The 11,125-nt window shown below is 40.9% G+C and carries 3 protein-coding genes; 1 reads left to right on the top strand and 2 read right to left on the bottom strand.

Going from position 1 to position 11,125, the window contains the following annotated elements; translation table 11 throughout:
- Positions 1 to 261: 261 nt before the first annotated feature.
- Together Q0954_RS30630 and Q0954_RS30625 are read right to left on the bottom strand one after the other, a co-directional pair.
- The gene (locus tag Q0954_RS30630; protein WP_299464642.1) at positions 262 to 1,047 is read right to left on the bottom strand and encodes a DUF4382 domain-containing protein; all 786 of its coding nucleotides are present in this window, start codon (positions 1,045 to 1,047) and stop codon (positions 262 to 264) included.
- Positions 1,048 to 1,155: 108 nt separating this feature from the next.
- Positions 1,156 to 8,394, bottom strand: a complete 7,239-nt coding sequence (locus Q0954_RS30625) for a T9SS type A sorting domain-containing protein (protein WP_299464639.1) — start codon at positions 8,392 to 8,394, stop codon at positions 1,156 to 1,158.
- A 1,821-nt stretch (positions 8,395 to 10,215) separates the two neighbouring features.
- Here Q0954_RS30625 and Q0954_RS30620 point away from each other — a divergent pair.
- Positions 10,216 to 11,125: transposase (locus Q0954_RS30620; protein WP_299464636.1), on the top strand; the 910-nt coding region annotated here is incomplete at its 3' end.

Raw genomic sequence — 11,125 nt, 5'->3', positions numbered from 1 at the left:
TAAAATTTGTTTCATTACGCCGAAACAGCTCAAACTCGCCTGCGGCTCAGACAGTGATCTGTTTTTACGGCTTCATTACCCAAATTTCCCCGAAGGCAAGTTCGGGATTTTCAACTTAACGCCCACAAACTAAGGCGGAAAGAAAAACGCTGTTATTCAAGCACTTTTAAGGCTGATAAAGTTAAATTCTACACAAGTATTAGTAGTGAAAAATTAGTGTACGGTTTTGAAAGAAATGATTTATAGAGAGCGAGGAAACCTCTATTTTTTCTTGATAGTGATAGTGCCCATATCTTTTACTTCGCCTAGTATTACTTCGACGCTTTCTACTGTATGCCCTTCATATCCGGTTTTGGGTTCAAACACTACTTTATAAATACCAGCGTCTAAGCCCTTGATGATAAACTCACCATTGTCGTTGGTGTAAGCACTGGTAGAGTCACTGTCTTTAATGGCATAAACGGCGGGGGTGGCTTCTTGAGGATCAATAGTTCCTTTGATAGAACCACTAGTAGCTTCTGCTATAGCCTTGATGACTGGTTTTAGGTTGTATTTGCCCGATCCGGTGGCTACTACTGAGCGAGCTGCGTCAAAGTCAAGCAATACACTATATGTTACCCCTTCAGCAATGTCGGCATTTAAGTTAATTTTCAGGCCAGATTGTTGAGCACTCGGAGTAGTTAATGCCAAAGTATTTCCATCTATTTTTACAGTATTTTTGTCGCCTAATACTAGACGTATCTGTGATACTCGTCCTGCGGGAATCTCTGCATCAGCCAACACTGCTTCTAACCCTCCAGTGAGTTTGATTAAATCATACACGCCTGTTTTTACACCCCCTAGGCTTGTCCAACCATTGGCACCATTGTCGTCACTTGCTTTAATTTGTACATCTTGTATGTCAATATTTACTTCTTCATAATCGCCGGGGGCATCAATCATTCGCACTGTGATTCGGGCAGTGCCACCATCGCTCTTTTTACAAGCGCTAAACATCCCAACCATTAAAAACAAGCTTAGTATTAAGGGTATCCTTCTGTTTAACATTTTTTTTGGTTTTAGTGAATAAAATACTTGTAGTAAAAATAAAAAAGTAACAAAAGCATCTACCTGTTAGTGTAGCCCTTGTTACTATATGTTGTTATTTGTGTTTATTTAGTTAATAGTAACCTGCGTTTGAAAGGTCTTGTCTTTGGCAGTTACTTTCAGAATGTACACCCCTTTGGCAAGTGTTTCGGCTATTGGTATGCTTAGGGCTGTATTAGACGAAAGCCCTACACTTTTGTTAAACACCGATTGCCCTTGCATATTTACAATACTCACCTTGGCACTTTCAGCATTTACCCCCAATATATTTACCTTAAGCAAGCTCCCTCCTTTGATAGGGTTAGGGTACGCTGTAAAACTTACCTTAGACGCCACATTGATTTGAATAATTCTAGAGTTGTGTACCTTTCTATTTTGGTCAATTTGCTTTAGTCGGTAATAGTTTACCCCTAACTCAGGCGAACTATCAACAAACTCATAAGACTCAAAAGGTTTGTTGTTGCCAGTGGCGTTCACAGTGCCAATAGAAGTGAAATTGATTCCATCGGTACTGCGTTGTACCTCAAAATACACTGCATCTTTTTCGTTGATAGTTGTCCATTCCAACACTACTTGTTTTTCGTGTAGGGCAGCATCAAATTTCAACAAATCTACTGGCAAGGCTGTAAACTCCCACGCTAAGGCAAAAGTACCATCTCCCAATGTGTTAAAAGTGTTATTTGCTGAAATCAATTGTACACTAGTATTACCCAAAATAAAATTTTCTACCTCATTCCACTCAGCACCATTCAACAAAGTACCAGTACCTCTTTGGGCTTGTGCGGCAGTATTGGCAGCATTGCCTGGGTCTTTAAAAATACTCACACTTGGTATTTCAGTAATAGAGTAATCTACCACAAAAGTGCCCGCAGGAGCAGTAGTTACCGTGTTTTCAGAGGTAGTTTCATAAGGCAACGAAATTGTTCCCGAAGATAACCCAACCAGACTATTACTATTGACACTGTTGGTTGGGTAGGCATCATCAAACTGAGGATAAGGCTTTTGTTGTACAATCCAGTGGCGCGACACCGAAACATAGTTAATGTTATTGGGGTTAGTTCCTGGAATCACCCTACCACTTGCTGGTGCAGTGTTAAATTGCTCAGCAATAAACAATGCCTTGTCACCATCATCGTTTTGAGTCAATTGTATATTTAAATTAAATATTTGCCCTGAGAAAGCATCCTTGCCAATAGGAAACTCCCTTGGGTCAAGCGCCCCATCACTGATATACAAACGCCCCATAGGACCGTTTACAAAGCCATTGGTACGGGTATAACCTTTTTGAGCAGCCACCCCCAAAATAAGTTCTTGATCGGTAGAACTATTTACCAAACCATTGGTAAGCGCAAGCGAGTTAGAAGCCTCTACTCTAGTATTAAGCGTAACGGTGTTGGTGTTCGTTCCTTTGTCAATTATTAAGTCATAAAAATCTTCTTTACGATTTATTCCACCTATAGTTTTGCTAATAGTTTGTGCCCCAAAACTACCCACAGCAAAGCCTATATTAGGTACACTAGCTCCACCAAAGTTTACGGTTCCTTGTAAGGGATCAAAGGTAGCATCAGTATTTATCCAATTACCTTGTATATAAATGGTATTGAAATTATTAGAAGGGTTTAGCTTGGTACCAGCATTGAGTATGCTCAGGTTGTTGGCTACCCCTATCGTCGAGTTTAGTTCTGTGGTTCCTGCCGAAAAAGTCAGGTTAAAAAATGGATTAGGTTTGGAAGAAAAATCAGCCGTAGCATTTACTACCCTTGTAAAGGGTTGGTTGAAGTTTACTGTACCACTACCATTACTTACAAAGTCTCCTTCATTACTCCAGCTTCCTCCTACATAAAAATCAGAAGAGTTGTTTATATTTACAGTACCTTGAGTAGACATAGAGAAGTTTTCAATAATCGACATTTGTCGGTCAAGGTTGAGCGTAATGGGTTGGCGAATACTTGACGGGTTGGGAGAAGGCAACAAGGTTTCTATAGTCAGACTCCTACATGTAATCGGTCTCAATGTTGGGTCTTCATCCATATTAATCACAATTCCACCCGCTGGTGCAATCAAATCAGGAGGTCCTGAAGCATTGTTAAACTGAATACCAACCTTGTCAAAGTTAATTAATACATTGTCAGTAGGCCCAGGCACCCCATCGGGAAACCAGTTTTCGGCTACCGACCAAGACGTACCTGTATTGGTAGGACCTCCGTCCCAACGTTTAATGTTTGGTTCACGCCACACCACCATACTATCACTGTCTTGAATACCATCAGGGTTTAAGAAGTTGTTAGGGTTGCCTGCAGCCAGTGTTACCGCATCTTCTGTATCATAGCCTTCACCAGCAAACGCTCCCAGTGCATCCTTAAAAATAATTCGTTTGGTTGCATCGGCAGTAGTACCAGTGCGCGTCACGTTTTTAGGAGTAGTAGAGGTAGCATCAGGGTTTAAAGGAAATATACAGTTGTAAATAGTATCTACTCTTGGACCAGCTGTAGCGCTTATACCCGCTGTATAGTCCCATGCAACACCAGCCACATTGGTGGTGCGATAAGTGTGGTAGTTTTCGTCAATTGTGAGTGCTGTACCAGTGATAGAGGTATTTGTAAAGATACCATCACTAAAAGTTGCCGCTGGATAAGTTTGCTCTGGAGTAACCACAATATTATCAATTGAAGTAGGCGTAAGGTAAGCCAATGCTTGAGCAGCCGTGGTAGGCGCCCCACCAGTAAAACTTACCAAAGGTTGAGAGGTATAGCCACTACCTGGGGTAGTAATAGTAATAGACACTACCTTACCACTGCTTATATTGGCAGTAGCTGCTGCGCCGCTACCACCTCCACCAGTAATATTTACCGTAGGGGCACTACCATATCCTGAACCTCCATCAGCCACTACAATTGTTCCTATCGAGGTTGGAGTTAAAGATGCTGTTCCAGAAGCCCCATTACCATCTCCTCCAACCACTACAATGGGGCGGAGTATATAACCAGTACCTCCATTGTTTTTAGTAAAACTTGTCACAACTCCACCAGCAAGGTTTGCCGTAAAATCAGCACCATTACCCCCCCCACCTGCTACTGTCACTGTAGTGGTTGTATACCCGCTACCACCCCCACCAGTAGTGATGTTGCCAGGGCTTACAGAGCTTGAAGTACTGGTAAGATTCAAACCATTGGCATCCATAAATTCTACTAAGTAATAACGTGCACTGATAATTCCATTGACAGTAAAAGCATATCTTCCTGTGCCCAACGCACCGCTTCTACTCACTTTACAATAGCTATTGGCAGACCCTGTCATATCAAAGCGACCATCTACCAAAAAGGTTTTATCAGGAGCTAACAAAAGCTCCGACCCTGCTGCCATCGTGTATTGTGCCGATGGTTCAATAGTGACATCACCACTGGTAGTTTGGGTACGCTTGTTGGCAGTCATGGTTACCAATCGGTTAGATTGAACTTTGATAGTACTGATAACAATCAGGTTTTCGGTTAAATTATAAGTTACATCACCCGCCTCTATAGTGGCAAATGTACCACCTGCTGGAGTTTGCGAGGTAGCGCTATTATGCCCCTCTTCAGGGATATATTCATCTTTATTAAAATAAACCTCATTGAAGGTATGATTATTACCAGTAGTGATGGTACGAAGCGCATTGTCTTTAGGGGTAAAATATACGCGTGAAGTCAGCGGGAAACTTTTCGCGTTATTATTCACTATATAGTTTCCTTGTACTACTATAGGCCCTAAGTCCATATCAAAAGTACCAGCATCTTGAGTAAAGTTACCTTGTATCACCAAGGGAGTAGTAGAGCGAGGACCAAAGATGCCGTTTTTCAGGTAAACATTGTTTTGTATGGTTGCAGTAAAGTAAAAGTTAGGACCTGATAAACCCTGTGCTCCAACAATACCCGAAGCTTTGTCAATAGTAAGGTTGTATAAACTATTGGTTCGGAGTTTTATAAACTGATTGCCTGTACCATTGAGCACTACAGTTGAGGTACCTGGGTTAAATACGGCATTGGCAGCACTAGATCCCCCATTAGGTCCAAACTCAGTCAAAAAGTTGCCCCCCACATTCAACGTACCAGTATTGGCATTAAAAACCCCACCTTTACCACCATTGGTTAGCCCCATGTTGATAAAATCACGCCCTACAGTAAGTGTATTACCGTTGAGGGTCACCGCTACATTATCTCTACGAGTTTCTTTTTTAGAACCGTTTTTGGGTGCTCCTCCTTCAAAGTAATTGAAAAAAGTACCATTAATCGTGTAGTTTGCATCTACATTCAAGTCACGGTCTGAGTAAGTAAGTACATGGATATTATAGTTTTCGTTACCCGCTGTTCCTGGCACAAATCCAGGGTTTGGAGTACGCGTCAAGTCACTAGTAGACCAGTTGGTAGGGTCGTTCCAAGCAGTGCTATTAGTTCCCCACCAATACAATGCTGCCTCGCCTATCCAGTGAATGTTACCTTCGTCAGCACAAGCTATGCCTGTTACATTAGGACTGCTTTCATTCTGCCCTTCGTCAGCACATTCGCCATTTACCCCACCAGCTTGCCCCGATGAGTAGTAAACATTGATTGCCCCTGCCGAACCACTGAAGTTTTCGGCAATATTGGCAAACTTATTGGTAGAACTCCAGGCTTCTGAGTTACCTCCAAATAAGGGGTAATAAATATCAATTGCCTGTCCATTATTAATGGTTAAGTGGCAAACCCCAGGGTTTTCTCCACCATTGGTAAACGAACAATAACTAAAGCAACCTACAGCGGCAGTAGTTGGGTCATTGTCATGGTCAATGGCCGTTTCCAATACTGCACCTTCATACACTTTAAACCCTCCTCGGCTACCATCTCCTCCATTGCTATTGTCGGTGGTAACACCAGTTCCTCCCAATGCATAGTCATTGTTTTGGTCGGTTTGGTTTTCAAAAGTAGCATACACTACGCTTAGGCGTGAACCACTGTAGGCTGCCATTCTATAGTACTCAGTATCGGGTGCATCACGGTTGATGATAATAGGAGCACTAGCTCGCCCTTGCATAAGCAAGTAACCTCCTTTTCGTATCCTCATCATCGTTCCCCAAGCTTTGTTTCCCCCACTCATTTTTAAGGTTGAACCTGCAGTTACTTGAAAAGTGCCAAATACGTTGATTTCATCTCCTTTGGTAGATTGGGTGTTTTGAACCGAACTGGCAAACACATTGGCATCATCACCAAATAGCAATGTTTGGGCGTTCATATTGTAGGTTCCCGAAAGAATAAGTAAATGCCCAAAAATACGTATTGCACTTCCCGAAAGCTGAAATACAGTAGAACTATCAGGCTTTTGAACAATCACCTCTGGTAAATAAATTCCTGCCGGTTCATTGGCCACATCATCTTTATCGCGTAAAGCAGCTATAGCCCCTTGAACGTTTTGGTTTACCAGTCCATCAAATATAACAAAAGGACGGTTGTCTTGCCGATCAGAACCCTTCAACAAGTTACCTCCAATGTATAGTCCTCGATACTCAGTTCCAGATACTGTATTTTCTGGCTCACTGGTATTCAGGTCGTACAAATTACCCCCAACTCTCAATGTATAATCACTATAATTATTAGCGTTTGATTCGGTGCCAACTAAACTAATTCCAGCCAAAGAACGAGTAGCCCCTGTTCCTGCTTCATTAGCAACGTTAATGTCCCCCCTTACATTTATATCAGCTGCGGGTAGATTCCAAATGTGTCCGTCCGCAGTTGTATAAGTTCCATCTGTAAGTGTAGCTACATTGTTGACTACAATAGCTCCGCTGTTTACATTAATGTCTCCAGAATTAGTGTATTGAATGTTACCGCTACCATCCACTACTCCCACAACAATGGGGGTAGTGGTGGCATTGGTTACTATGTAGGTGTTGAGTGTAGGTAAGTCTTTGTTTACATTCAGACCGTCAAAAGCGTCACAAGCATACCAGTTACTGTTATTTAAATATAAATAAGGTGCTACCGGGGCAATTGCTGGCGATAGTTGGTTAGAGGCATGTATATTGCCTGTAGCGTTGGCACCACTTCCACCACCTCCACTGATGGTTACTGTAGGGTTAGCGGCATACCCAGAACCCACATTAGTAATATCTATACCACTGATTTTCATACTGATAACACTGGCAGTAGCAGCACCATTGCCAAAGGTGATGGTAGGAAATGAAGTATAGTTAGCCCCTGGGTTGGTAATAGATATTCCAGTGATGGTCATTGTAATAGTAGTAGCTTCTGCACCTGTACCATCGCCATCTATGGTTATCTTAGGTGTAGAGGTATAACCAGTACCTGCATTGGTAATGTTAATACTTGTAACTGCTCCTCCAGATACTGTAGCCGTAGCCGTAGCTCCAGAGCCACCCCCACCCGAAATAGTCACTGCAGCAGTAGTATAGCCTGTACCTCCATTGGTTACTGTGGCAGACTCTACGCTCATAGTTGCATACCCTTGGGCTCTGTCTATAGCACCAGTAGGAGGAGCAGAAAAAGTGACTGAAGGTTGTGACGTATAGCCAGTACCATTGGTAGTAATGTTTACGTTTTCTATGGCAAGCTTGGCTTCTGCCGTTGCATTTCCTGACACTGTCACAGTAGGCTGTGAGGTGTAGCCTGATCCACTATTCAAAAGTTTAAGCTCGGTTACATAATTTTTAGGAGCAATAGTGATAGTAGATGTTGTAGCTCCTTTGAAGTCTACTGTTAAGGCATCCGATTTTGGGTTTACTTTTCCTAAAATACCATTATTGGTATAATTCCCTTTCAGTTCTATCACATTCAGCCCTCCATTCATGACCATATAGCTCGAGGCATCTATACCAATGTTACCATCTATGCGAGCTATTTCTGCGTCGCCTATATATACTCCACTGTTTTGTAGTGTCATGTTGCCCAACACAGTAAGCCCTTTTGATGCATCACTTCCAGTATTTCTGCTGCCTTGATTGTATAAGGCTCCTCCATCGATTGTGAGTGACTTACACAAAGGTGAGACTGTATTTATGTTAGGTGCAGAGAGGTTTGTGTAATTTTGAGGAATCCAACAAATAGCCGTGCCACTTGGTATGATTACATCCGTATTGGCATCTGGTACTGCTGGTGTAGGTGGAGTACCTGTCCAAGTCCAATTTGCAGGGTTGAACCAACTTTTTTCTGTAGGGTTTTGGTAAAATCCACCAGTAACCGTACCGGTTGGTTTCCAGGTAGCAGTTTGAGCCTGAGCGTTGAGCCCAAGAAATAGCAAAACTGCTATTGTAATAAAACAAGAGTTTAATTGAAGTGCCATAGTTTTAGACGCTGAAGAGTATAATTCAAAAAAACGTTTTGATTGCTTGATATTAAAATGTTCGTATCGTTTGGGGCTCATTTTAATTTTTTAGAGTATAAAAACTTCCTTATAGCTATGTAAAAACAATGGCAAACATCAGTGCCATTTTTTGCATTCAGATAGACTTATTAATAATAAATTTAGATAAAGTATGAGTATATATACTTTTTATTTTTGGTGGGCTTTGTGTAGTAGTACTTATATTATAAGTAGTTGCGATAATGGTTTTTAACGAGATTTGACTATGCTTGGTTTAATTATGTGTGCTTCTTTAAGGTATTATAGTAAATAGTACTATTTATTGTTTAGAGTTATTTACTATTGCTCAGTTATTGCCTGTTTATTCTCTTTCACTTGTGGGTTTTGTAGTACAGGGCTTTCTTAGGAATGGTACCAAAATAAATTTACATTCTTAATCTCATCTTTTGAGGCTATACTTTGTTAAAAAATAGCCGAATAGCGCTGCTATTAGCCAACCATCCCTCAAGCTCGCTCAATATCCACTGGATATTGCCGTGCCGCGTCTAGCAACAAAATATTTTAGCGTTACTATAGAAATTTATTTTTACACCATTCCTTAGGAATGGTGAGAAATTAAATTGCCATTCTTGAGGTAGAGGTTTTGTTTTGAGACGAGGCTATTTTTTGCGCCCATAGCAGCGCTACGGGCAATAAAAATAACGAAGCATCAAGGCGAAAAATCACCCCTAAGAGTGTAAATTTATTTTTGAACAATTCCTTATAAAAAAACACTCGACCAGTTTTTTAACAAAAATACTGTCTTCGTCTGCTCTTCTGACTCAAGTTAGGAGCAGATACATTTGTGCCTAAAGGTTTCATGTCTTTACCAACCAATCGAAACCTGACAATAAGCTGTTTGAGGTACTGGATGGGCATCGAAAGGTCTTTGGGTGGTTTGAGGTTTAGCTCGTATTTTATGAAAAAAAAGAAAGGCATTTGAAAAGTACAAAAAAGTAGGTATATTAAAATAGGGTATGAGTAAGGAATATATGAGTATCTTTAGCAATAAATACATTGGGTGATTTCCAAAAGGCTTGTTAACATTCTTTTTTTAGTGTGTGGAAAAACAGCACAGTTTACGATCCTGAATATGAGTAAAACGACAATAAGCTAATCAAAAAGGAAGCTACGAGTTGCCTGTCTTAAAATCTTGTTTAAAAATTAGATTAAAATACGTGACTTTGTATACTGAATAACTCACGATGAATTCTACTATCTTTCGCCCTGATTTGTGTCTCCACAACCGAGTTTACGAGCCCTTAGATACCGATGTGTATCGGTGCTTAAAAAACAACTTATTTTTTAGGGTTCCGATGGGCTCCGTATAACGAGATTTATCAATTAGGGAAGATTCCATAGTCGTCAGGCTACTATTTTTTTCACCCCAGGAAGCGTTTTTCAGAGTCCAAATTTTGGTGATTCGATCGGCACGTGGAGACACTCGCTGAGGTATTGATGGTATTTTATAGTGATCTTTCTACATTTTTTTATTATCCTCTTCTTAGCCTGACAGCTACTGTGAAGACAGACAACCTCCGAATCAAGTTCCGGTTCACAACTCCTCCGAATCAAGTTCGGAGCAGGCGAGTGCACTGGGGATTAAATAAATACACTATTTATTCGAGGGTATTTTGTTTGCTGACGCACTTCAAAAAGTGCGCAGAGTCAGTTTACAATTCCGATGCATATCGCATTGGTCAGGGCGTAACTTTACGTTAGTGAAAAATATATTGCTAAAAAAGATAAATAAGTCGATTTTTGCGAGAAAATAATGATAATTCTATGCCTCTATTTCACCTTGAGTCGTCCAAATTTGCCGCTGTGAAAGATTGTCTATTATCCTTAGACCCCATTTCCTATGCTCAAAAGGTTGGTTTGATCTTTCGTAAGCCTAAAAAAATCATTGTGTCAAACTTGCTGTTGAGTTATTGGCTGGTTTTATCTCGGCGTAAATTTAGTTATCGCTGCTGGGCTACAGAGTTAAGTCTGCTACAGGAACAGAATGTGGAAGCTGATTCTATTCGCCGATATATGACCCCTGAGATGCTCACTTTTGTTCAGGGTTTACTACACAAATCGTTGGCAACCAGATGCACTACCTTTATAAAGAGTAAAGGTTTTGAGACATTTCCGGCAGTGTATGTACAGGATGCTACTCATTTTCGGCTACCTAAACACTTGTCCGTTGCATTTCCAGGTAGTGGAGGAAAAGGTAAAGATTCAGCTACGGCTAAAATTCAGGCAGTATTTAGTTTAAAACAAGGGCAATTTGCTGATTTTCAGCTGGGTTCATTCCGTAATAATGACCAAGGTGATGCTTTACGTTTTGTTGAACATTTAAATGAAGGTGATTTACTTATCAGGGATTTAGGATATTTTAAATTGGGAGCCTTTCACGAAATCTCCCAAAAGGGCGCTTATTTTTTAAGCCGCTATCGTCATGGAGTCGTGGTAACTGATGCAAAAACTAAAAAGCGAATTCCATTGCTTAAAACCTTGAAAAAGAAGCAGTTTATCGATATGGATGTCATTCTGGGAACACAAGATAGTGTCAAGTGCCGATTGATTGCTGTACCTGTACCGCCAGATGTTGCGCAAAAACGTAGGGAAAATGCGGCTAAAGATAGGCATAAAGACACCAATCATTCAGAAGAGTATATGAAGCTCC

The sequence above is a fragment of the uncultured Microscilla sp. genome, assembly GCF_947493425.1.
Classification (GTDB): domain Bacteria; phylum Bacteroidota; class Bacteroidia; order Cytophagales; family Microscillaceae; genus Microscilla.
This window is presented reverse-complemented; position numbering and strand designations above follow the sequence as displayed.

What these genes read in the sequence shown, in the direction of transcription:
- Q0954_RS30630 (WP_299464642.1), bottom strand. Translation starts at nt 1,047, where the DNA reads ATGTTAAACAGAAGGATACCCTTAATACTAAGCTTGTTTTTAATGGTT.
- Q0954_RS30625 (WP_299464639.1), bottom strand. Translation starts at nt 8,394, where the DNA reads ATGGCACTTCAATTAAACTCTTGTTTTATTACAATAGCAGTTTTGCTA.